The following is a 24,468-nucleotide window of genomic DNA, read 5'->3' as shown; positions in this document are numbered from 1 at the left end:
TGCCCGGAGCAAGCCAGGCGCGATCCAACCGCTCCGATTCATGCCGATCACGACCACGAGAAGAGAGCGGCCGGATCACCGGCGGTCCCGCGACCTGGGGTTGCGGCGAAGAGTGGCGTGGATGCTTCGGCAATGCTTTGCCCGGCTGTCCGGGCGGTGCCGTCTCGCCTTTATGCGACAGGTGGGGCGAGCAGCCGTTCCACCACGGTCAGGACTCGCATGGCAAGGGCATGCTCGGGCCAGTTCCCTTGCCGCTCAAGGTCGGCTACCCGCGCCATCGCCTCGTCCCTGGCGGCGGGACCGCGTCGGGCGATCAACTCCCGCGCCGCCGTTAGAACGGCTTCCTCGCTCAAATTCGTGGTGGTCGTCATCTGAAAACATTCGCTCCCTTTCGGCCCTCCTTACCACGATAGCGCCGAAGATGTCTAAAGCGTGGTAACCGGTAAGATGTCACTCTGTTTGGATGGGCTTCACCGTTGTTCGGCGAAGGCCGCCATACCACTGATCCGCAGCAGGGCGGTGATGCCGACCGCGATGGCACCGATGACGGAGAACACCGTCTGCCAGACCGGCGACGACATTGCCATTAGGGTGATGCCGTGCGTGGCGCTGTAGCCCGCCACCACCGCCGGGGCGGTATAGACGGCGATGATCAGCAGTTTCGCCCAGACCCAGGGCACGAAGATTAGCAGCAATTGCCCGAGGCCGAAGGTCGCGCCGGCGGCGACGAACCCGACGACGATGGCGCCTAGGGCACCAGCGCCTGTGTGATAGGCCCAGATGCCGGCATAGACGCCCGCGACGGAAGGCAGGGCGAAAACGGCCAGGGTGAACAGCAACCAGCAGAAAAAACCGATGGCGCCGAGAACGAGAAGAGGAGCGAAAAGGAACATGGCGGTGGTCTCCGTGAGATGAAATCCGACGGTCGCGCCTTCCACCATCACCACCACGGCGCGAGACGAAGTATAACGGAAAGGTGTGGGTGGCTGCAATTGTGGACGGGATGCGGGTGATTTGCCGGTGCTCGATGCTTTCGGCCGTCACGGCGGTGTTTCGTTGGCCGGGGTGTGGGCGAGCTGGTTTTTGGCCTCGACGAGGGCGGCGCGGACCAGGTGAAGCGCATCGGTCAGACCGTCGGCGGCTTGTGGGGACAAGCATAGATCGGTGCCCGGACGACGGTGCATCAGCAGCTCGCTCACCAAGCAGACCACCGCTACCGACGTGGCTAGGGTATCGCGGAAGTCGTCGTGATCCGTGGTTAGCATGGTCGTTCTCCTGGTTCGGAGACGGTGCGGTAAGGGGGATCCGTCATGAGATGATCCGCCGCAGGAAGTGGTGAAGGGCATGGCGGCCCTCCGTCAGGGAGAGCCGCCATGCCGGTGCTGGCTTCATGCGGCATCGAACCGCATGACCGGAATACCCAGCGTCTTGGCCTTGTCGGCGAGGTTGTCCTGGATGCCGTTGCCGGGGAACACGATGACGCCGACGGGAAGGACCGCCAGCAGGGCGTCGTTGCGCTTGAACGGGGCCGCCTTGGCGTGTTTGGCCCAGTCGGGGCGGAAGGCGATCTGCGGGACCTTGCGGGCGTCGGCCCAGGCGGCGGCGATGCGCTCGGCGCCTTTCGGCGAACCGCCGTGTAGCAGCACCATGTCGGGATGCTTGGCGTGGACCTTATCCAGCTTGGCCCAGATGAGCTGGTGGTCGTTGAAGTCGAGCCCGCCAGTGACGGCGATCTTGGGGCCGGGCGGCAGCAAGATCTCGCTGTCGGCCCACTTACGGGCGGCGAGGAAGTCTTTGGAGTCGATCATCGTAGCGGTCAGGGTCTTGTGGTTGACCATCGAGCCGGCATGTGGCCGCCAGGATGAGCCGGTGTGGTGTGCGAACTGTTCGGCGGCGACGTCGCGGAAGATCTCCATGGCATCGCGGCGCTCGATCAGGGTCTGGCCCTCGGCGGTCAGGCGCTCCAGTTCCACCGATTTGACCTCGCTGCCGTCCTGTTCCTTCTGGCTGCGCTGCTGCGCCTGCTCATTGTCGTCGAGGGCACGTTCGACCCGGCCGGTGGCGCGCTGGAAGAGATTGACGGTCGACCACAGCAGGTCTTCGAGGTCGGGTTCGAGTCGGGTGTCGGTGAGTGTTGAAACCAGGGCGTCGAGGATGTTGGCGACGGCGCCGGCGATCATGTCGCCTTCAGGCAGCGGTCGGGGATCGGGTTCATCCTGAAAGGGACGGTAGCCATAGAGCTGGAGTTCGGCGAGAACGTGGGCGGTCTGGGAGGTGGCGTGCCGGGGCTCGCTGTCGTCGGACGGGATCATGGGAAAACTCCTTCTGCCGGTTGACCGCGTTCCTCGCGGCCTTCATGGCGACGGACAGCCGCGGGCAGGCCCGGACCTGCACCCCGCCATCGGCGGGGCCGGAGCAAAGCGGAGGAGGACGGAGGCCGGCGATTTTGCCTGGCGATGCAAAGACCCGAAGGGGCGGCGGAAAATCGCCGGTCGCAGTCCTTGCTTGGCCGGGTGCCCGTGGCCCGATCGCCCTCTTGAAGGCCGGGGCGCGGTCCCCTCCGGCAGGCGGGTTCCGAGATCACGCGTGAGACCGGAGCCTTGCTCCACTTCCGACCGTTCACAGGCTTGCCGGTTCCAGGAAGCGGGCGACGTCCTCCGGAGCGATCTGCACCCGCAAGGACGCGCGAAGGACATCGAGCCCGAGCCGGTGCAGATCGTCGTTGAAGTCCTCCAGCGTCGGCGACAGGGTGATCGCCTCGACCCCGGCCTCGTCCGCCCGTTCGACCAGGATGTCTCGCGCCACATCGCCGGCCGGATCGGCATCGCGGGCGATGTAGAGCCGGCGCAAGTTCGGCCCGAATAGGATGGCCGCGAGATGGGCGGAGGAGAGGGCTGCCGCTATCGGCAAATGGGGAAGGGCCATGCGCAGCGACAGCATGGTCTCGATCCCTTCGCCCGCTGCCAGGACGTCACGGCCCACCCCGAAGCGGACGGCGTGGCCGAGCAGGTCGCCCATGGCCCGTCGCGGCGTGGCGAGCGGCGCCTTGCCGGAACCGTCGGGGGCGAGCCAGGTGCGATGCGCCCCGGTCAGCTTGCCATTGAGATCGGTGACGGCGGCGATCGTCGCCGGCCAAGTCTCGGTCGGCGCATACTCGTCCGGCCGGTAGTAGCAGTGGGGATGAAAGCGCAGGCTGTCGGTTCCGTGCAAAGCCGTAATGCCACGGTTCCGTAAATACGCTTCCACGACGGTGCCGGCGATGGGGTTAGACATGGCGAACAGGCGCCGCGCTGCCTCGCGCGAGCCTGACGGTGCCGTTGGAGCTTTGGGTCTTGTTCGCGTTTCCGGCTCTTCGTCCGGCAAACTGAGAAAGCGGCGGGCTTCATCGGCGACATCCTTGAAATCGACCAAACCGCAAGAGCGGCGGATGACGTCCAGAAGGTCGCCGTGTTCGGACGTGCTGGCATCTGTCCACTTCCCGGCAGGTCCCTTCGGGGAGTCGTAGAGCCGCACGAACAACGATCGCCCCGGCGTGTTTAGGACGTCGCCGACCAACCAGTAGCGGCCTTCGCGATGGCCGGCGGAGAGATAATGGCGGCATACCGCCTCGGCGTGGCGGCTCAGACGTCGCGCCAGATCATGCGGTTTCCCCGACATGATGCGTCTCCAGAAAAATGGCCCGCCGTTGCCGGCGGGCCCATTGACAAGGACTGGTAGCTATTCGGTAGCGACGGAGCTGGATGCTTCATCCGTGTCGGAGAGGCCGACTTCTTCGACCAGGGCCGTTTCGCCGTCGGTTTCCGCCGTTTCTTCGATGACGGATTCCGATGTCGGCGCGTCCTCGGTTTGCATCGGTTCCGTCGTATGCTGTGACCAATCGGTCCGTAGCGGCTCGGGCAGCCAGCCGGTGCCAGCGAGCAGGGTCTCAGCCTCGCTGGCCATGTCGCCCTTTTTCAGGTGCTCGATGCGGTCGGCGGACCGCTGGCCCTTCGCCTCGGCCACGGCCTGAAGAATGCGAGCTTTGGTGACGCGGCCGAGGAAATTGTCCACGGTCGGCGCCCAGCCCATCGCCGCCATGTCGAGATTGACCGCCCGCGCCAGACGATCGGCGTGAGCCAGCGCGCGGGGCCGGCGGTTCCACGATTCATGCACGGCGTTGACCGACAGGCTGACGACATGGGCGAACAGTTCCGAACGGCTGTCGATGTCCCAGCCCCGGAGTGTGTCCCAGAGATCTGCCGATTCCTTCGGCAACCGCTTCACCCAGCCGTTGTGACGGACGCGGATCGCTTCGGCGGCGGCGCTTTCGTTGAGGTCCTGTGCCTGGTTACTGAAGGCGACGCTTTTCAGTTCCAGTTCCAGGCAACTATCGGAACCGTAGTGGTAGAACACCTTCAGAGCGAGCGCGTGCAATGCCGCCAGGAAAGCGACGTCTGGATGTTCGCCGAGCACTTGGCGCAGGCCGAGCGTGCGGTGGGCGGTCAATTCGCTCATCAACCGGTCGGAGATCGGCGTCAAACCCTCGTCCTCCTCGGGCTCCTGGTCCGGTTCATCGGCCTCGGCGGTGACGGCGTCCTGACCTTCGACATCCGCCGCCATCGCGCGTTCCACCTCGGAGGGATCGGACTCCGGCTCTTCGACCGGCAGTTCGTCTTCGGGACGGACATAACCGCGCTCGATGCGCAAGGTGCCGCCCTGGGCGATGCTGACGAAGGCTCCGGCCCGGACGATTTCGGGTGGATCGAACGCCAGTGGTCGCTCCTCGAATGTCGCCAGCGCCGTCTCCAGTTCGCTGAAGCGTTCGTCGACCTCCTCGGGTAGTTCCTCGACGCTGTCGTATTCCTCCGACAGGCGGTCGAATTCGGCCTGGAGCGCATCGCGCGCCGCTTCTTCCTCGGCGGTCAGCGCCACCGGCTCGCCGCGAAGCTGACGCAAGCCGAAGGTGTGGCCGTAAGGGAAGTCGGGCGCCACCTCGATCCACTTCCAACCCTCTGCGGCGACAGTTTCGGACTCAGTCTTCAGTTTTTCGGCAACCAGGCGATCGACAAGAGCCACGTCCTGCAGCCAGCCGCCGTCGTCACCCTGGAACAGGTCGCGCATCACAGTGCCACCAGCGGCGACGTAGGCATCGATGCCGATGAACTGCACTCGCTTGTCGGCGGCGCGCACGGAACCCTCGGTCAGCATGCGGCGGATGACGTAGGGCGCCTTGTCGTAGGACTGGCAAAGCCGTTCGAACACTGCCTCCTGGCGTTCGTGATCGCCGGAGACGGTGAATCCCATCAGCTGGTCCAGCGTCATGCCGTCCTCGGCATAGACGTCGAGCAGCCGGGGCGAGACGGACGCCAGCTTGAGGCGCTGTTTGACGACGTTGACCGAGACGAAGAATGCGGCGGCGATCTCCTCCTCGGACTGGCCCTTCTCTTTCAGCGCCAGGAAGGCTCGGAACTGATCGAGGGGGTGCAGCGGCGCTCGCTGGACGTTCTCGGCCAGGGAATCCTCCTCGGGGATGCCACCTTTGCGGACGACGCAGGGCACCGGTGCGGTCTTGGCCAGGCGCTTCTGCTTGACCAGCAGTTCCAGCGCCCGGTAGCGCCGGCCGCCGGCGGGGATCTCGTACATGCTGGTTTCCGCGCCGCTTTCATCGATGACGGCCCGGACGCTGAGGCCCTGCAGCAGACCGCGTCTAGCAATGTCCTCGGCCAGTTCTTCGACCGAGACGCCGGCCTTGACCCGCCGGACGTTGGACTGGCTGAGCACCAGCATGTTGAAGGGAATGTCGCGTGAGGGCGCGAGCGTGATCTTCTGTACCATGTCGTTCACTCCAGACGAGCGCCGAGAGACTTTCTCTCGATCCCAAATTCGTCACGAAGCGAAGCGCCACCCTCGACCTCTGAGGATGGCGCCGCAAAACCTGAAAACCGTGGGATGCGTAAAGCCGGGACTGCACGGACCCGGAAAAGCACGGAATCGGATCGGTACATAAAAGTAGATACGTAAAGTCTGCTTTACGCGGAGTCGGAAAGTCGACGATCAGCGGGCGGACGCTGTCAGAGCGTTCCAGGCGGCCAGCGAGTCCATGTAGTCGCGCCAGTGAGCGATCTTCCGGTTCTCGATCCTGATGATCGAGCAGAACCGATTGTCGTATTTGACACTCGTCGCGAGGATGGTGCCATGGACCTCGTATTCGATGACGACCACGTGGCCGCCATCGGTCTGGTGGACGATCAACTGGTCGGCGGAACGCAGCGCGATGGCGTCGACATACCCCCGGAACCCCGCCATCAGATCGTCCCGTCCCCGGATGACGCGGGGCCAGCCACCGATGTCGTAAAGGACCTCGTAAACGACTTCGTTGCTGACGGCGTCGAAGAAATGTTCGCCATCGACGAGGTCGCCGAGCGCTCCGCGCACCAGATCGAAGTAGGGGGCGGCGGGCGCATAGGCCGTGTATTTTGGGTCGGACATCCTGGACTCTCCATGGCCACACGAGATCGCTTACGGAATGAGAGCAACTTATAAATCGGAAGCTTGTTGCGAAGAAGAAGGCACTTTGACGTCAGGTGCTAACGCCGAGGTAAGTCATGAAAAGAGCCAGCAATTCCCTGGATCCTGCCCTGGTGTGTCGGACTTCGGAACCGATGGCTGTTCGGGAACTGCTGGCAAAGATCGGCGGCAAATGGACGATCTTCCTGGTCCTATCGCTCGACCTCCTCGGCGGACGGGCTCGATTCTCCGAACTCGAACGGGCGATTCCGGGGATTTCACAGTGGATGCTGTCGTCGACCCTGAAGGCCCTCGAACGAGACGGGCTGGTGATCCGCGAAGTCATTCCTGAAGTGTCGCCCCGCGTCGAGTACGAGATGACCGATCTTGGGGAAAGCCTGCTGAGCCCGACGCAAGGACTGGTCGACTGGGCCAAGGCAAACTGGGAACAGGTCCGGGAGGCACAATCCCATTACGATGCGCGATAGTTCCCTGGCACCACAAACGGAGGAACAAAGCCGGAGATACGGAGATCTGTATCTCCGGCTCTGCGGAACTCAGTCGGCTCGGTCGAGCAGCTTCTTGGCTCGGGCTTCCAGGTCGAGACGGGCATCCTGGTGCGGCTTGTCGCGGGCAACGGCGGTGATGCCCTGGACGAAATCGAAGACGCTGGCCGGGGCGTGACCTTCCTCCGTCAGGACCGTCTCGATGATCTTTGCCGTTTCGGTCTTGGAAAAACCGCGCTTGCGCAGGAATTCGTTCCTGTCATCGTCGTCACGGGCGACGATCTTTTCCCGCGCCGCTCTGATGCCGTTGACGAACGGCATGGGCGAAGAATCGGCGAACCTGGTCAACGCCGGCGCGGCCTCGTAAGCGAAGCGCGAGGCCGCGTATTTGGAGTGGCGGATGGTGATCTCTTCGAAATTTTCGAGGCCCCAGATACAGCGATTTTGGCACACTGCCCGCAGATAGAAGCTTGCAATTCCCAGCGTTTTGGCGCCGACCTCGCTGTTCCAGCAATAAAAGCCGCGGAAGAACAGATCAGGGCTGCCGTCCGGCAGATGGCCGGCCTCAATGGGATTGAGGTCGTCGACGAGGAACAAGAAAACGTCGCGATCCGAAGCGTAAAGCGTGGTCGAATCCCGGGTAATGTCGACGCGGGGATTATAGACACCGGTCGACCAGTCGAGCACGCCCGGCACCTTCCAGCGGGTGTCGCCGGTGCCGTTGCCGGCGATGCGCTGCACAGCTTCGACGAGTTCGTGGTCGAAGATCCGACCGTAGTCGGGACCGGTCACGGCCCGCAACTCGACGCGGCCGTCTTCGATCTCCAGCGTCTTGACCTGCTCGGTCCGGTGCGAGGTCAGGCCGTATTGCAGGTTGATGCCGGCCAATGGGGCTGGGAGCTGACGCAGGTAGGCCGCCGGTGCGCCGACCAGACCGGCGAGCTGGCCAAAGGACCAATGCGTCGGCGCCACTGGTGCGCTTGTCCCCGGCAACGCCAGCGTCAGACGCTCGTCGTCATCGCGGCTGGCCTCCACCCGGATCGCGGCGCTCTCCACGGTTCGGGTCCGGCTGCGCTCGGTGCGGGCACGCACGGCTGCGTGCAATTCCGAAAGCGACAGGTAGCGCTCGTCTGCCGGGCGCGAGAACCACTCCGAGGACACGCGACCGTTCCGGCCACCGCGGCTCGCATCCACCTTGTAGCCGCCGGAAAAATCGCGGGCGGCGTCCAGCATCTCAACCTGGGTCATGGGTCTTCTCCATGACGGGCGCCGGGAGCCTCTCTCCCAGCCCTTATTCCGTCACGGAAATCCTGTCTGCACTCTTTCTCTGGGCCGCTGTAACGTATCATCGCATGGAGGGCGGCCGCGACACTGGCTCGGCCGCGGGGAACTTCTCCCCATTGCCGAGTTGGAGTAGATGGCAAAGGTGATCTCTTTCCCGTTGGGACATACGCATTTAGGTGTTGATCCAGAGCAAGGCCCATTTTCGCTGGAAAGGTGCACAGCACGCGCATGGTGCGCGTGCCGGCCAGTTCGGGTGCATGAATCCGCAACCCGATCGGTGCATCGAATGGTTTGAGATCCTGCCTGCCCAGTCCAAGCAGAAAGTCGGGTGCCGCAATGACCTCGTATGACCTGGCGCCATCGGCCGGTGCCAAAGGTCAGAGCTCGATCTGCGCTCGGATCATCAGTGTTCGAAAGAGGTCTGGAAGACGCCATCAGGATACCGTTCGAGAGTTGCAATTATGAATGTCATGTTCGCCTCGATCGGGGATCCGGTGTCCGCGGCACCCAAAAACGCCCATCCGTTCGGCCTATCACACCGCTCGGTGAAGCGGACAGTCGACGGGCTGAATAGGTGGACACAGGGCACATAGCACGGACGACGCCGGTGCCGCGATCGGTGCGACACAACGCATTTATGATCTTTCGGACATCGGGGTGGCATTCGCCTTTGGGGTTCCGTATTATCGACGCGGAGTGAATCACATATGACTTTTATGGCTTTGCAAATTGACCCTGTGGAGACTTTCCGTTTTGGGGGACACCAGACTTTTCCTTTGCGCATTGCTTGGCTTCCTAAGGCGGTCCGGGGTCTGAGCGGCGGGCAGGACGTGCTGGGGAATATCGTCGATGGCGTCATCGGCTTGGGCCTTGGCAAGAATATGGTCGAGGCGCTGCGCTGTTGGGTCGATGCTTACGGGGTGGCGCGCCGCGCGCCTGAGGGCTGGCGGCTGACCGAGGAAGGTGAGGCCATATTCGGTCCAGATGGCTTCGATCCGTTTCTTGAAGATGTGCAGACTCAGTGGTGGTTGCACTGGAAGATATCGACTCAGAGCCCGGGTCGCTTTTTTGCTTGGGAACTGCTCTTCAATCGTTGGAACGAGCCGAGTTTCACACCGTCAGCGGTGTTAGTGGCTTTCGCCAAGGAGGCCGAGCGGAGCGGTCGCAGCCTTTCAGAAATTAGCTTGAGGCAGCATTTCGATGTGTGGCTGAGGACATATTGTGCTCCGCGCGGCAGCAGACTTGGGGAAGACGGTCTCGATAGCCCACTTGTGAGCCTTGGTCTCGTTCGTCCGTCTGGTGAGCGGGAAGAGCTGGGTCGGCGTGAACCGATCTACACCTTCGACCTGTCGCCAAAACGCACAATCGCCCAAGCCATGTTCCGCTACTGCCTGATGTCTTGGTGGGAAGCTCGGGGCGGCAAGGAAGAGACTGTGCCGTTTCACGAAATGGCAACGGGAGTTGGCAGTCCCGGCCGAATTTTGCGCATGCCCGAAAGCGAAGTTCGCAATCGCTTGAACCTTCTGGCCAGGACCGGTGGGGAATTCGAATTGGTGGAAAGTCTTAATCAACAGGTGGTGAGACGTATCGAGAAACTGCCACCTCTTAAGCAGCGACTAGCGGCGATCTATGCCTCAGATATACATGCAAAAGGGGCGAGGCATGGTTGATGCGATGGTTGCCAATCCAACAATGCAGGACCTGCTTCGCATTCGTTCCCAATACTTGCGGTCGGTGCAAATCGAACGCGATTATGAGGATCCTAACGCGTCTCGCCATTATGTCGTTACGCCTTTTGTTGCGGCCACTTTTGAGCGGCTGGCGCAGAGCTTGAGCTTTGCTACTACCGCACGCGCGTGGCGCCTTACTGGCGATTATGGCTCAGGAAAGTCGAGTTTTGTTCTTGCGTTTGCGCGTTACGCAACTGGCGCGCTCAACGCCCTGCCGGCCGATCTCGGACGGACGACCGCCTCTGTTCGGCTTGAGCCAGTTCTGGTCGTGGGTGAACGCGAACCGGTCGGCCGCAGTCTTTTGCGCGCACTCCGCAAAACATTATCCCGAATGGACCTGGCGCCATCGCGATCGCTCCTCAAACGGCTCAGCGAGGCAGAGGATCTTACGGTTCCGGCTCTACTGGAAGCCGTCTCCAGCGTGGGTGATTGGGTGCGCACCTGTGGAGTGGCATCCGGCCTGCTCATCGTGTTCGACGAGCTAGGCAAGAACCTGGAATATGCGGCTGCGACACCGGATCACGGCGATCTGCAGTTGCTGCAGGATCTGGCAGAGGCATCTGTGCGGAGCGGTGTTGCACCGCTTGTCACCATTGCGATTCTACACCAAGCGGTGACCGCTTACGCGCAGGATCTTTCAAGCGCCGAAAGACGCGAATGGGAGAAAGTGAGCGGGCGCTTCGAAGAAATCGTCTTTGTTCCGCCATTAGAACAAGGAGCCGCATTGACGGCAGCTGCGCTGGGCGTAGACGCGCAAGCGCTTCCTCGCTCACTCGTCAAGCAAACGCGAGAACAGATGCGCATAGCGGGGCGCGCCGGATGGTACGGGCCTGGTGCAATGGAGGCAGAGCTTGAGCCCCTCGCAGCGGGTCTTGCGCCGCTTGATGCGTTTGTCCTGCCGGTGCTCGCGCGTGCGCTTCGCCGGTTCGGGCAAAATGAGCGTTCGCTGTTCAGCTTTCTGTCTTCTTCTGAACCGGGCGGTCTGCTTGCCCATACGCGGCAACCTTTGGCGGGTTACGTGCCGTTTCGATTGAATAATCTTTACGACTACTTGGCGCAGAACCTCGCAGGATCTCTCGAGAGTGGCTCCAGAGGTGTTCGCTGGGGCTTGGTAGAAGGCGTGGTGCGTTCTGCGGTGGCACGGGACGAGTTCGAGCGCAACGCGTTGAAGGCTGTGGGCTTAGTTAACCTGCTGGACGATCCAAGCCTCTGCCTAACCGAAGATCTGCTAATCAGTGCGCTCGCGTCGAGTGCAGATGACCGGCGTCGCGTCAGTGCTGCCGTTCATCGGCTCAGGAATGAAGCGCGTGTCCTTTACGATCGTGGGGCGGGCGGCGGCCTCTGTTTGTGGCCGCACACCAGCGTCGATCTTCAGAAGGCGTTCGAAGAGGGGCTTGCCGCTGTGACGCAAGGCTCCGACGTCCTTGCTGTATTGCGGCCGATTCTGCCCTCCGAGCCGCTCGTGGCAAGACGCCACTATGTCATGACAGGTGCTATGCGCCATTTCGAGGTGGTCTACGTACCGTCTGCTGCATTGTCTGGGCGCCTCGAGGCGGCAATGCCCAACAGAGCTGATGGGCAGGTTTTGGTGGCGCTGAGCCGTACGGAGCGGGAACGCGACGAGGCGCTTGCAATCATTCACGCTCATGCTGATTGGCCTGATACTCGGATTGTGGGGGTGGCGCCGCCGATAGGGACTCTCGCGCCGCTGCTGCGGGATCTTAATGCTTGGCAGTGGGTTGCTGAGCAGACCCCAGCCCTGTCCGGTGATCGTCTGGCACGTGAGGAGGTCAGCCGGCAAATCGCGGGTGCTGAAGATCGCCTTCGCCGTGCGCTCAGTGCTCTTTTTGATTTCAAAGGTGGCGGTGCTGTTAGCACACAGTGGCTGCATCGCGGCAAAACCTTAGCGGTCCATTCTGGCCGCGAGCTGACAGAAGCGCTGTCGAATGTCTGTGATGAGGCGTTCAGCAAATCACCGATTATTACAAACGAGTTACTAAATCGCCGACAGCTCAGCTCTGCAGCTGCGCGCGCGCGGTCACTCTTGATGGAAGGGTTAGCGCAAGCGCCAGACAAAGCTTCGCTGGGGTTGGATGACCAACACATGCCGCCGGAGATGGCCGCTTATATGTCAATTCTGGGGGCCGGCAATGTGCATGTGCGACGGAGTGGGCGCTGGCAGGTGGTCCGTCCTGACCCGGATCCGTTGAACATCGCGCCATCGCTCGATCGGATTGCGGAGGTTCTACAAAGGAAAGAGGATCGCCGAGTTCCCTATGAGGAGGTGGCAGAAGCACTGCGCGCGTCTCCTTATGGTGTTCGGGATGGGCTGATCCCGTTGCTCATTGCCGTATATCTTGCAGCCTACTGGCACCACACAGCGGTGTATGAGGACGAGACATACCTCGAACAGGTTGGTGGCCCGGAGTTTGCGCGGATTCTCAAGGAACCCGAGCATTTCGCGCTCCAGCATTGTGCGATCGAAGGCGTTCGAACTGCTGTTTTCTCGCGGCTCGCTGCCGTGGTGGGCGTGCCGGGCGAAGCCACCGAACTGGATTTGCTGGACGTCGTTCGGCCGCTACTTCAGTTTGTAGCCCGTCTTCCAGATCATGCCCGACGTACCCGCAATCTTTCCGTGATGACCGCCGCGGTCCGCAACGTCCTGCTGCGTGTGCGGGATCCATCCGCGATGCTCTTCCATGATCTGCCGCGGGCCTGCGGTTTGGACCCGTTCAGTGCGGACGACGCGGTGGATGAGCAGCGGCTCGATAGCTTTGTCACGGCCATTGCAGCTTCGGTCCACGAGCTTCACGGCGCCTATCCGGCCCTTCTCGACAGGATATCCGTCGCATTAGCGCGTGCGACCGAGGCTGCGGGCGGCGCGGAAACGCTGCATGCGGCGCTCGCCCGGCGTGCTGAACGCCTTATTAATACGGTGGCAGAACCGGAGCTCAAGAGCTTCGCTCTCCGCTTGGCTGATTTGAAACTAACCTCCAAGGCATGGCTTGAATCTGTGGCGAGCTTTCTAGCCCGCAAGCCACCGGAGCGATGGGCCGAGGTGGACGAACGCGAATTTTACTATCGTTTAAAGCTTCTCGCGCGGCGCTTCATTCGTGTGGAGGCTGCGCTCGTAACGGACGCTGGGCAGCTAGAGGGGGCGCCCGGCCTGGGGGTCTATCGACTAGTGATCACGAGCGCTGATGGTCGTGAACTTGAAGATCTTGTCCGGGGAGATGTACTAGACGACACTGTTGCGAAGCTGGAGAGGCAATTTTCGGAGATGCTTTCAGCGTATGGCCGGACTGCTTTGCTTGCGGTTGCTCGGGCTCTTGTGGCCTCGAAGGCAGAAGATATAGAGACACACGATAATTAAGCCGCAGGACAGGTGGTAGTAAAATATTGGATGATATCCCAGGGGTGCTCATGACTACTGAAAAGTCGGTTCGTCACATTCTTAGCCTCTCGGGTGGTAAGGACAGCACGGCGCTCGCTATTTATATGCGAGACCGTGTCCCCAATATGGAATATATCTTTCATGATACGGGCAAGGAGTTGCCCGATACCCTCGATTATATCGAACGCCTGGAATCCTATCTTGGCACGCGAGTGGTTCGAACGACTACGCGGGAAACGTTCGATGATGTTCTGCGTACTAAGGGAGGCATGCTGCCTTCCAACAAGCGGCGTTGGTGCACTGAGCTGCTTAAGCTGAAGCCATTTGAGGTCTATGTGGGTGATGAATCCTGCATCAACTACGTCGGCATACGCGCCGACGAGGATCGTGTCGGCTATGTCAGCCATAAGCCCAACATAAAGGCGGTGTTTCCATTTCGCGAAGATGGCATTGACTATGAGGGGGTGGTCCGGATCCTCGATGATGCCGGCCTCGGCCTTCCTCCTTACACCGATTGGGGCCGGACACGGTCCGGCTGTTTTTTTTGCTTCTATCAGCAGAAAATCGAATGGGTTCGTTTGAAGCAGCACTATCCAGACCTGTTCGAGGAGGCCAAAGCGTATGAGAAGCCCAATCGTGTTAATGGCCAGCTTTTCTACTGGGGTGATGAGCCACTGGAAGACCTCGAACGGCCCGAGCGTATGGCAGAGATTGAGGAGAATTGGCGCAAGGTTCAGGAGCGCAAGCGTGCGCGTCGTCCGAATCGGCCGCTGGTTTCAGTGCTTGCCGGCCTTGATCTCGATGATGGCCCCCGCAACGGCTGCCTGATCTGTCAACTATGACCGGGAGCTTGACATACGCTGGCGAGGAAGCGCGGCCGCCCAGTCCTGGCGAGCGGTGGGTTACGTTTCTGCGCGGGTACGGCCCCATTAACCGTATAGAGGGAATGTACGCTGAGACATTGCCATCTCATGCGCGGAAGTTCGGAATTGCGCCGCTGCAGTTCGAGCATCCCTATCGCGCAAAGCTTTTCGAAGTTCTGGATCCAGGGGCGGGCCGGCTAACCAATGTGATCCTCACTGGCACTGCGGGGGACGGCAAAACGACGCTCTGCCATGAGCTTTGGTCTAAATTTGGCGGCGGCGATCATCGTGTAACAGGCAAAAACCGCGATAACTATCTGCCCCTCGAGGTTGTAACTCCGTCTGGGCCAAAGCAACTACACTTCATTTTTGAATTTAGCGGTTGGTGCCCAGAAAAAGGGCGGCCATGGCCAGAAGATCGGCTCGAACTGATGAATCGGTTTGTGCGATCTGTCTTGGAGCCGGATCCCGACGAATTCTTTATCATCGCTGCCAATGATGGTCGTCTTGTCCACGCCTGGGACAGTCTCCCGACTGCGGCCCCAGCGAAATCTTTGGCGCCAAGCATCGAAGAGCTGCTCGCCAATGACCGTTCGCAGCTCGATGATCATGAGCTCTTGTTCTTGAACCTCAGTCGCATGTCGACGGCCGTTATCCTTGAGCGGGCACTGGACTGCTTGCTCGGTCGGCCTGAATGGTCCTGTTTCGATGACGAAGCCGATGATCTTGCCTTCTCTGCTGCATCTCCGCTTACACGTAACTATCGACTGCTGCAAGATCCTGCTGTTCGTGACCGATTGCTGGCCTTGGCGGACCTCTTGGACGCCAATGGTCTACATGTCCCCATTCGTGAAGTGCTGCTCCTTCTAGTGAACGCGCTATTGGGCTGGTCCGGCGCAAGCGATACGGCGTATGTCGCGACCGTGGATGGCCTTCGTAACCTTGTGGAAAAGGGCCTTGTGCATGAAGCTGCCCTCTACAGCAATTTCTTCGGTGCGAACTTGCCGGAGCGTCGACGGGAAGGCCTTATGGTCTTTCGTCACCTGGGTGGATTGAGGATCGGCCATGAGACCACTAACCTCTTGGATAGTCTGCTGATCTTTGGCGCCGACGATCCAAACCTGCAAGCGGATTACGCGGCCTATGTGGCGAGCGACCCTTATTATTCCGACAACCCGGAATTCGAGCGATTGCGCCGCCTCTATCTTGAGGCTGAAGACGAGCGAGTAGATGGTGCTCAAGAATTCCTCACTGTTCTAGTGAATGAACGGCGGCGCCTATTTTTCCGCCTACCGGAAAATGATGAGCGCCTCGATCCATGGAAACTCAGTGTCTTTCCATCGGCAGGCAGCTATCGGCGTAAGGTATTGGAGCCTCTTCGCGCGCAACGTCCTGTAGACGCGATCATTCTCCAACGCTTGGTCTGTGGTCTCAACCGGATCTGGTCTGGAATGTTGGCAGGTGAGTTGGATCGCCTTTTCCTCAGCACGGGCCTGGACTTCAGTTCCGCCAAGGTGAGCGATATTTACCTATATGAAGTCCCATTGCGGCGGAGCCCGCACGGCGATGAAGTAGCGATTGTAGAAACGGAAGACAGTTCACCAGCGCTGCGGGTCAACCTCGGCAAAGACGGTCACCAAGTCGACTTCAAACTGCGCTTGGTGCGCTACGAATTTCTAAGTCGAGTGGCCCAAGGGGCTTTGCCTTCGAGCTTCTCCAAAGAGTGCAACGAGGATGTGCTCGCGTTCAAAAGCCAGGTGCTAACAGAATACTATAGGCTCGTAGGCAATAACTCCGGCCCCTTATCGATTCTTACTCAGGGCCCACATGGCGCACTCGGCTCGCGACAACTGAGTATCAACCTATGAACTTTCTTGATCCAACCAATATCGGTCACGTTCCCCGCTCCTCCAGGGTGTTTGAGGATGTGAAGCTATGGGTTGAAGAAGCAATCTTCGGACACCGCCTCTGGGCACGCCAGAATCCTTGGCTGCTGTTTCTGGAGTTCCTTAATGTTGCCGAGGCGCATTACCGGGAAGGTCGCCTCTTTGCGCCAACTGAGCCGCAAAATCCCACCCCATATTCACTGCGGTGGAGAATGGGCTTGCGATCCGTGCTGTTCGATAACAGCCAGTTGGCTCGTCTGGCCGAAGAACGGCTTGATGACGAAAGCTTGTGGCGAGAATGGCTCGGAATCATGGATCGCAGTGCCGCGCCGCCTGCCGAAGGGTACGCCTATCTTAGGCAACGTTTTCCGCGCTTTCAGGATTTCGTCGAGTTGGTCAACCTCGTCCGGCAGACTACTTTGGAGACAACCAACAATCTGCGTTGGTCGTCACGCTTCATATTTCCCTTCGGTGTAAACGCCATCTACAGCGATGCCATCGTTAGCCAGAGAACAGCTCGGCGTGATTATAATAATTTTGGTCGAACAGGTGAGCTTCTCTATCTTATGATCAGCCGTGCCGAGGGCGCAGAGACACTCAAACCGCATTTTCGGCAGCTATTCGATCCAGACCTTCCAAAGAACCGCCTAATCGGCCTGCTGTGCGCGGACAGCGATCACCGCGCTCCACTCGATATGCCAGGAAACAGCTTCCTGCCCTACCGCCGCCACCCCACCTTCGATCGACTGGTGGAGGATTGGACGGCCGTGTTCCAACTTGGTTTGCCAGGCCAAGACGCCTACGCTCATCTCGCGCCTCTTGGAACCTTGCATATGCTCCTGTTCGCGCTGGAAACCGCTGCGGCGGTTCTGGGCCGTGGCCGGCCGAGCTTGATTTGCGAAATTATCGCGCCGCGGCGAGAGTTGGTCCGGCAGCGTTCGATTGCGTCCTATTACGAAAACGATGCCCTCAGTCGCCAAGCGGCGGAGGTTTATGCCGAGCAAGTGCTCAAGGAAGGAGACTGGATTAAGGTTGAGGATGACACTCTTCCTGAGAATGAGCGCCTTGAGACTGCCGGAGGGCTGCTGAAGCGTGATTTCAGCTTCGCACCACGGGAACTGCATGTCAGCACAGTGGACGAACTAATGCAGCAATTCTACCAAGCGCTTGAGGCTAAGCATGACGACAATTGGAGTGCGGTGCACTCCGCCTATGGCCGGACCATTGGACTTGTCTCTCGCCGAGGCACCAACCGAAACCGCTATGCCCCGACTGACGATCTGCTAAAGACGCTTGTCATGGCGCGCGTGCCGAAGCGGACGGAATTCGGCAAATTCCTCGCCGATCTCTATGTCCATTATGGACTGGTCTTCGGACCAACAGAGGCGGAGGATGCTCTTGCTGATAGCAGCTTCGACGCGTCAAGCTTTGAGCGTAATAGGGAAAGGCTAGAGGCTCGTCTGAGTAGCATGGGCCTGCTGAAACGCCTTTCTGACGGCTGTGCTTATGTCCTCAATCCATTCGCGGGTAAAACAGCATGAGCGCAGAACTGACGCTCATCGGCCAAGTTGCGGCCGGCCTGATCCAGACCACGCTCGAGGGCGATGCCGCGGAGTTTGGTTGCGCGCGCTTTCTGGTTCACGCTATGGCCACGGACGAAGTGGTGGCGGTAGTCGCTGCTATCGAAGCCGATCCGTATCTGCATAATCGGCTCGAAATCTGCCTGCCACGCTATCGGTTCGAAGGTCTTGATGGCGTCGGCGAGCATCTGCTCACTGACGCTGCTACCACCGAGCTGCGTCATGCCGAATGCAGTTGCGAAGGGCGGCTGATGGTACTCAGTGATGATAGCCAGATGCAGTCGCTGGCGCAGGTGGAGAAACTCGACGCCGAAGCGCTGCTCGACGAGGGACGCGCCGGCCGTTGGATCGATGCAGCAGCCACGGGCCTGGCGCTCGAAGACGATACCAAAATGGAATGGCAGGCGGCTTTGACTGCGCTGCTACGGATGCGTCGTGCCGGCCTGCGGCAGGTGGCGCATTTTGTCTCGGCCACCGCCGCCGAGCTTGTCGGCGGAGCTACGTTGTCCCGTGCGCTTGGGCGTTCTCTTACCTCGCTGCGCATGCCACGCTTCGATGCCTTGTTCGATGATATCCCGCTACCTCGAAGAAGACAGCCTTCGCAGTGGCGCGGCCGGTTCGAAAGTCATTGGCGGCGCGACTGCTATATTGCCAAGCGTGATTCTAGCCAGCTGCCGCTCCCAGGGCGAGCAAAACTTCGGGAAAAGCTTGATGAGCTCCGGGCTACACTCCGCGAAGAGGTTCAGGGGGCGATTGAGGCCTATATTGATGCGCCCGATGGTGTGAGCGAGGCGTCCGTTGCTCTCTTTCGCATCGACTGGTCCGAGCTGCAGCAGTTCTTCGAAGAAGCGCAGAAAAGCGAAGGACGCTCCATAGGACAGGAGACATTTGACTTTTACAAGATCCGCGCAGACGAGTTGCTGACGGATGCTGAGCGAAACTATTTGAAGGAATTTTCCGAGCAACGGCGGCAAAACCCGACAAAACTACCCGAAGATGAGGCTTTCTATACCGCTCATGCGCACGAGCTACGTGAAGACCGGCGACTTTCTGTGCTTTGGGAACGGTTCATCTTTGGCCAGCGGGTGGAGTGCCGTGACCTGCTTGAGGGCTTGGTCCAATGTGTCCGTCGCATCTATCAGCCGGGCGCAGATGCGCTTCAGGTGCTGGTGGTGGAGGGGCAGGAGCGCAGCAAGGTCAATTTTTTGCCCTTGAACAATGAAGTCTGCACCTTCTTTGCGACGCGGTATCGCGGCTTACCCAGAGTACTCGACGGTTTAGTCGAGTTCCGAAACGTGGAGGCATTTAACTACCTCGATTTTAAAGATGAGATTAAAGACTACGCTAAGCGAACAGCCGATGCCTCTGGCCGCCGCGCGAGGCAACTCAACTTCAAAGTCTGGCTGGAGACGCGGGTGGGTGGAACGCCGATCAAAACGTCCGAGCTTCGGTTGGTGTGGGAATGTAACCAGCAGGCTGTTGGTATGGGTCTCAATTCGGATCTTGACCGACTGCTAACCAACACGTCGGGAACGCCGCTGGTGCTTTGTCGCGCGAGCCGACAAAGCAGAAGCCGCGGGCAGACAGGCGGTGTCGATCTGCATGATCGAGCCACGTTCGACCCTGAAGGAGCTCGCGAGCGTGGTTGCTTCTCACCGCCTCGATCCCGCGCCGAATCCATCACCAAGGAGTGGAAGCAGGCACTGGCGAGCATCGTCGCAGATGAACTTAGTTCCCAATTGGTGGCGGACGGGCTGATGGCGGCCTATGTTGCGTTTGAGACCGCATATCGCATTGCACTTGATGACGTAAGGAACGTTGGGTTTTCGGCATCAAGCTTGGAAGTCCAAGCCCAGAAATACGGGGTGTTATTGGGCACGATCGTGGATCAGCTGGACGCGCCCGTGGCTCTTGAGCGTCTGCTCAAGCCGCTTCTCGAAATCGGGGTGGCTCAACTCGATGGGGGGAGCGCTAGCCGTCCTGTGGCGGTGGTCACTCCATGGCATCCCCTTAGGTTGGCAGCGCAGGCGGCGCGCTGGAACATGCTGCGGCAGCACTTTGAGTCTCTGTTCGCGCCTGCGGGAGCGAGCTTCACGGATACGGGCGGTCTCTATTTTTCGGAACTACGCCGTGTATTGAGTGAGCCCACCCGCCCGGACGTGGTAGTTGGCTGGATTTCATCGAAGCCGATCGTCCTGGCGCTCACCGACGCGCTTAACGATTATAGCTTGCATGAGCCGCCGGTGGCAATTTTTGGTGAGTCGGCGGCAACCAATGATAATGTGGGGCCGATCGCTCGCCAAATAACCGAGCTCGTCCAGAGTTATTTGCGGCTTCAGCCCCATGAGAAAGACAATCTATCCGTCGTACTTTACAACTGCGATGCAGCGGCACTACCGCAAGCAGTGGTGGACAGCTTGCGGGTGCAGGCTGAGCGCGAGGGCGGCGACGCGATGTGCCAGGTGATTCTGCGGCATTGCGATGAGGATCGTTTGGGTCAGCTTTATCAACAGCTTGTATCGCGCGAGATCGGTGACGACAGCTTGCATAGCAGCGAAGTCACCAGAGACTTCATGTCTCGCCTACGTATCTCGATCATGGTTAATACGGCCATTCCTGCGATGACGTCCGACGGACCGCCACTCGATATCGTTTTCTGTCATGATGTAATTTCGAGGGCGGCGACGCTAGGCTGGGTGGAGCTATCACACATCACCTTGCCGGGGATCGAGATCGATCCAGGGCATTGGTCTCGCCGACGGCCGATCCGTCGCGGAGAGCGAGATGCGATGGTGTACCTTGCGTGTCCAGCGCAACCGCAGGAGGGATGGGATTATTTGGACGCGATCGCAGCCATGCACCAACCTGGCTCGGCCCGTAAAGCACGTATGGCCGGCGAAACACTCACGCCGGCACGACAAACGACGGTGCAGGATCCCGCTACGAGCCAGATCCTTGATGAGACACACCGGTTGGCGAATTGGGTCGTTAACTTCGACGACCTGCTCGATCGTCGACAGCTCATGGACAATCATATTCGAATCATTCGGTACAAACATGCTGGACCGGAAGGCCGGAGCCTGATCATCTCCTCCCAGGCACCGGACGCTCTGTTGCGGGCAACTTTGCGCAGCCGCATCAGAGCGCTCGATCCAGATTATAGTGACGCCGAACTCGAGACATTGAGTGCGCGCCTGATCGATGACGCCAACGCGGTTTCCGGCGATATCGTGCTTCGCGCAGCCAAACGCGGAAGCAACGCCAATGAATTGATCGGCGTCGTACTTTCCAAGTACCTCGTGGATGCCGAGATCGGTGCCAATGCATCACGGGCCTGGATTTTCCTTGATGACTACGCCGCTTGGCTGGGGCAGGACGAAAAGCGGATCGCCGACCTCCTCTGTCTGGCGCCGACAGTAGATGGGGCCGGCAAGCCGATTCTGCAGGTGGTGGTGACCGAGGCGAAATATGTGGCGGCGGTAAGTGCCACGGCCAAAGCGGGAGATTCGGCACGCCAACTACGCGATACGCTGGTGCGGCTTGAGGGGGCGCTCATGCCTGAGAAAGCGCCTATAGACAGCGGTATCTGGCGGGCCCGGCTATCCGATATGTTGCTGGATGGTCTGCGCGATCCGAGCGGGAGCGCACCCGCTTTGGCAGTGGATTGGCGTGTCGCGTTGCGTGAGGGGAGTTGCGACATTGTGCTTCGCGGCTATTCTCATATATTTGCCCATGCTGGACCTGGTGTGGGAGACCATGTAACGGACCAGTACGTGGGTGTGCCCGGTACTTCCACGGGTCATCAGGAGCGATATTCACCGGAGACCCTGCGGCGCTTACTGCGCTGCTACATGAACCGCGACGATCCGAGTGCTATCCGTGCCGACGTGATTGGTGGCGGTTTGGCCTCCGAGTCCTCATCACTTGCATCTCCACATGCCCCTGTGGGCAGCCCGCCTCTCTCGATTGTTGACGAAAAGGCTGTACATACTGAGCCGGCTGGGGGTGCCGCCAGTGAGCGTTCAACAACGCAAGGGGAGCCCAAAAGCCATTTCCGCACGCTGATCGAACGTCTTTCCGCAACGCTTAGTCATCCCCAAAATGACGAAGCTTGGCTTGAGGATGTAGGGCGCCGGTGCCGCAATGCGCTGCTGCGCTACGGCATGTCGGCACGGCTCGAGCAAAAAGTGCTCACCCCCAACGCCGCCTTGCTCAAGTTCAAGGGTAGCGATGACTTGACAGTGGCGGCGGTAGAGCGGCGCCTCACCGAGCTGGAGACGACACATGCTCTTGAGGTCATCAGTGTTCGAGCAGAGCCTGGTTTGGTCGCGATCTCTATCCGTCGCCCGGTTCGGGAGGTACTCTCGCTTGCGGAGGTGTGGCTCAATTGGCCGGTCCCGTCTGGCGAGGCAAATCACAAGCTTCTGATAGCAGTTAAAGAAGAGAATGGTCTTCCCCTCTTTTTGGAGCCGGAGCCTGCACCACATACTTTGGTTGCCGGCAGCACTGGCAGCGGCAAATCTGTGTTGGTCCAGAACATCCTACTAGGGATTGCTGCTACAAATCGGCCCGATCAAGCTCAAATCATCCTGATCGATCCGAAAGCCGGGGTGGACTATTTTGCCTTTGAGGAGCTACCGCACCTCACTGACGGCATCATCGACGATCAGGAAGCGGCACTCAGCCGTCTCGATGCACTGGTGGCAGAGATGGAACGCCGCTATGCTCTCTTCAAAGGCGCGCGGGTCTCTAACCTCCGCAGCTACAATCAAAAATCAGGCACGACACTCCCGGCCATCTGGCTTGTCCATGACGAGTTCGCTGACTGGATGCAGGTCGACTCCTATCGCGCAGGCGTGGAATCAGCGGTGAATCGGCTGGGTGTGAAGGCGCGAGCAGCCGGCATCTATCTCGTGTTTGCCGCTCAGCGACCGGACGCCACTGTTTTTCCAATGCAGTTGCGCAGCAATCTCGGCAATAGGCTCGTCCTTCGAGTAGATAGCTCCGGGACTTCAGATCTCTCGTTGGGGGTTAAGGGAGGGGGGGCTGAGCGTCTGCTAGGGAAGGGGCATTTGGCGGCTATCCTGGGGGGCGGAACTGATCCGATCTACGCGCAGGTGCCGTTCGTTAGCGAAGACCAACTGTCTGATCTCGTCCGTGCCATCATACAAGATCTCTCGGGTACATGATGATTCGCGCCTATTTGGACAACAACGCAACCACACGGCTTGATCCTGAAGCGTTGGCGGCCATGATGCCCTACCTCACCAATCTGTATGTCAATCCGTCGTCCGCAGCTGGCGAGCTTTTCGGTACTGCACAGCCGTTGACGGAGGCGAAGCGTTGTCTTGCTCGGCTATTGGGAGCGCCAGAGCTTGCCGATAACTTGGTGCTCACTTCCGGCGCCTCCGAGTCCAATAGTTGGGCTGTGCATGCGGCCACGGCAGGGCGCGGTCGAGGTCACATTGTGGCCACTGCGATTGAGCACCCCTCACTTATGGCAGCCTTTGAATCCTGCCGCGACGCTGGTTGGGACGTGGAGTTTGCCTCCCCTGACGAGCACGGCTGCGTCGCTCCGGAAGCCGTAACGGCACTGCTGCGGCCGGAGACGGCGTTAGTTTCCGTCATGCTTGCAAATAATGAGACCGGCGTGATCCAGCCTGTGGCGGACATCGGGCATCTGGTGCGGGATTTAAGTCCTTCCGCACTCTTTCATGTGGACGTTACTCAGGCAGTCGGGCGTATCTCAATCAGTCTCAACGAGGACCTAATCGCAGCTGACCTCGTTTCGTTGTCGGGGCATAAGTTCCATGGTCCCAACGGCGTTGGTGCACTATTCGCGGCCGATGGCGTTCGTCTGCCACCTCTCATTTATGGAAGCCAGGAAAGCGGGCGGCGTGGCGGCACTCCAGACGCGGCAGCCGCCGCCGGCTTAGCGACCGCAGCTAAGCTCGCTCTAGAACGGCTTCCCGAGATGGCGCATGTTGCCACACTGCGAGACAACTTCGAACATGCCCTGATCGATTGCCTGCCGGAATTGCGCATACTCGGAAGAATGGCTCATCGGTTACCAAACACCTCTGCGTTTGTTATCCCCGGCATGAACGCTCAACACGCCGTAGAAGCGCTCGCGCATCAAGGTGTGGTCGTTGCCGCTGGATCGGCATGTACGAGCGGATCTCCCGCGCCGTCACATGTGATGCTCGCCATGGGGCTGAGCTATGAGGAAGCTAAGTCCACTCTTCGGGTCAGCCTTTCCCGCGAGACTACAGCGGATGAAATCGCGTTGGCTATCGACTGCCTCTCGACGCTCGTTCGTTCGGCCTTGTAGTGGCTGATGCTACGACTCTGTGCATGGGTGTGATCTCTGTGATTGAGGAGAAAGTGACCCAGCCGCTATGTTGAGAGAAGCTTCGTCATTATATTGCTGCAAGATGTCGCGGACGGTTTTCAAAGCCGCTGGTGATGGAAGTGGAGATGTCCTCGGGGAAGTCCTTTTGGGCAGAGCATTCTTGATCTGCTCGATAGCGGACGACGAGAACGTCCGTCCAAGCCGTCCGACGACCGGAGCCCCGACACTCGCGGTACCCTCCTGGCGTGGACTGGTTGATCGAGCAGCGCATCCCGGTGGTGCGAGGTCCCTCAATCATTGTGCCGGAGAGCTGCAATCTTCTGCTCAGTTCGCTTCATCCACAGGCCGTTGTCGCCCCAAATTATGCGGAAGCGGGAATTCGCCTTC

At 60.0% G+C, this 24,468-nt stretch carries 16 protein-coding genes; 8 read left to right on the top strand and 8 right to left on the bottom strand.

Annotated elements, in window-relative coordinates:
* Window positions 1-170: 170 nt before the first annotated feature.
* The 7 genes from CWS72_RS18880 to CWS72_RS18855 all read right to left on the bottom strand — a co-directional run bounded on the left by CWS72_RS18880 (window position 171) and on the right by CWS72_RS18855 (window position 6,468).
* Window positions 171-371: a hypothetical protein gene (locus CWS72_RS18880; RefSeq protein WP_101252196.1), complete on the bottom strand. Its 201-nt coding sequence runs from the start codon at window positions 369-371 to the stop codon at window positions 171-173.
* 99 nt (window positions 372-470) lie between these two features.
* Window positions 471-893, bottom strand: coding sequence for a hypothetical protein (locus CWS72_RS18875; protein WP_101252267.1), 423 nt, complete (start codon window positions 891-893; stop codon window positions 471-473).
* A 147-nt stretch (window positions 894-1,040) separates the two neighbouring features.
* Window positions 1,041-1,265 (bottom strand): hypothetical protein, encoded by a 225-nt coding sequence (locus tag CWS72_RS27505; RefSeq protein ID WP_146002809.1) that lies wholly within the window; start codon window positions 1,263-1,265, stop codon window positions 1,041-1,043.
* Between the two features lie 123 nt (window positions 1,266-1,388).
* On the bottom strand, window positions 1,389-2,312 hold the full coding sequence (locus tag CWS72_RS18870; RefSeq protein WP_101252195.1) for a DUF2493 domain-containing protein: 924 nt from the start codon (window positions 2,310-2,312) through the stop codon (window positions 1,389-1,391).
* Between the two features lie 307 nt (window positions 2,313-2,619).
* Entirely contained in the window at window positions 2,620-3,657 is a 1,038-nt protein-coding gene (locus CWS72_RS18865) for a DUF7146 domain-containing protein (RefSeq protein ID WP_101252194.1), read from the bottom strand.
* A gap of 60 nt (window positions 3,658-3,717) precedes the next feature.
* Complete coding sequence (locus CWS72_RS18860) at window positions 3,718-5,814, bottom strand: ParB/RepB/Spo0J family partition protein (RefSeq protein WP_101252266.1); 2,097 nt, start codon at window positions 5,812-5,814, stop codon at window positions 3,718-3,720.
* A gap of 219 nt (window positions 5,815-6,033) precedes the next feature.
* Window positions 6,034-6,468 carry a nuclear transport factor 2 family protein gene (locus tag CWS72_RS18855; RefSeq protein WP_101252193.1) on the bottom strand — a complete coding sequence of 145 codons (435 nt, stop codon included), beginning with the start codon at window positions 6,466-6,468 and terminating at the stop codon, window positions 6,034-6,036.
* Window positions 6,469-6,584: 116 nt separating this feature from the next.
* Between CWS72_RS18855 and CWS72_RS18850 the strand changes: the two genes are divergently transcribed.
* Window positions 6,585-6,974: a winged helix-turn-helix transcriptional regulator gene (locus tag CWS72_RS18850; RefSeq protein ID WP_101252192.1), complete on the top strand. Its 390-nt coding sequence runs from the start codon at window positions 6,585-6,587 to the stop codon at window positions 6,972-6,974.
* A gap of 69 nt (window positions 6,975-7,043) precedes the next feature.
* Here the strand turns inward: CWS72_RS18850 and CWS72_RS18845 are convergent, their stop codons facing one another.
* Window positions 7,044-8,240, bottom strand: a complete 1,197-nt coding sequence (locus CWS72_RS18845; RefSeq protein WP_101252191.1) for a DUF932 domain-containing protein — start codon at window positions 8,238-8,240, stop codon at window positions 7,044-7,046.
* Window positions 8,241-8,983: 743 nt separating this feature from the next.
* Between CWS72_RS18845 and CWS72_RS18840 the strand changes: the two genes are divergently transcribed.
* From CWS72_RS18840 to CWS72_RS18810, 7 genes are all read left to right on the top strand, one after another.
* Entirely contained in the window at window positions 8,984-9,946 is a 963-nt protein-coding gene (locus tag CWS72_RS18840; RefSeq protein WP_101252190.1) for a DUF4007 family protein, read from the top strand.
* Window positions 9,939-13,379, top strand: a complete 3,441-nt coding sequence (locus CWS72_RS18835) for a hypothetical protein (RefSeq protein WP_101252189.1) — start codon at window positions 9,939-9,941, stop codon at window positions 13,377-13,379. The genes CWS72_RS18840 and CWS72_RS18835 overlap by 8 nt, the downstream gene beginning before the upstream one ends.
* A gap of 50 nt (window positions 13,380-13,429) precedes the next feature.
* Window positions 13,430-14,242 (top strand): phosphoadenosine phosphosulfate reductase family protein, encoded by an 813-nt coding sequence (locus tag CWS72_RS18830; protein WP_101252188.1) that lies wholly within the window; start codon window positions 13,430-13,432, stop codon window positions 14,240-14,242.
* A 104-nt stretch (window positions 14,243-14,346) separates the two neighbouring features.
* Window positions 14,347-16,131 (top strand): hypothetical protein, encoded by a 1,785-nt coding sequence (locus tag CWS72_RS18825; RefSeq protein ID WP_146002808.1) that lies wholly within the window; start codon window positions 14,347-14,349, stop codon window positions 16,129-16,131.
* The gene (locus CWS72_RS18820) at window positions 16,128-17,690 is read left to right on the top strand and encodes a hypothetical protein (RefSeq protein ID WP_101252186.1); all 1,563 of its coding nucleotides are present in this window, start codon (window positions 16,128-16,130) and stop codon (window positions 17,688-17,690) included. Before CWS72_RS18825 ends, CWS72_RS18820 begins: the two co-directional genes overlap by 4 nt.
* Window positions 17,687-22,918: an FtsK/SpoIIIE domain-containing protein gene (locus CWS72_RS18815; protein WP_101252185.1), complete on the top strand. Its 5,232-nt coding sequence runs from the start codon at window positions 17,687-17,689 to the stop codon at window positions 22,916-22,918. Before CWS72_RS18820 ends, CWS72_RS18815 begins: the two co-directional genes overlap by 4 nt.
* Window positions 22,915-24,060: a cysteine desulfurase family protein gene (locus CWS72_RS18810; protein ID WP_101252184.1), complete on the top strand. Its 1,146-nt coding sequence runs from the start codon at window positions 22,915-22,917 to the stop codon at window positions 24,058-24,060. The genes CWS72_RS18815 and CWS72_RS18810 overlap by 4 nt, the downstream gene beginning before the upstream one ends.
* The last annotated feature ends 408 nt before the right edge of the window (window positions 24,061-24,468 follow it).

The organism is Telmatospirillum siberiense (genome assembly GCF_002845745.1).
GTDB classification, from domain to species: domain Bacteria; phylum Pseudomonadota; class Alphaproteobacteria; order Rhodospirillales; family Magnetospirillaceae; genus Telmatospirillum; species Telmatospirillum siberiense.
This window is presented reverse-complemented; position numbering and strand designations above follow the sequence as displayed.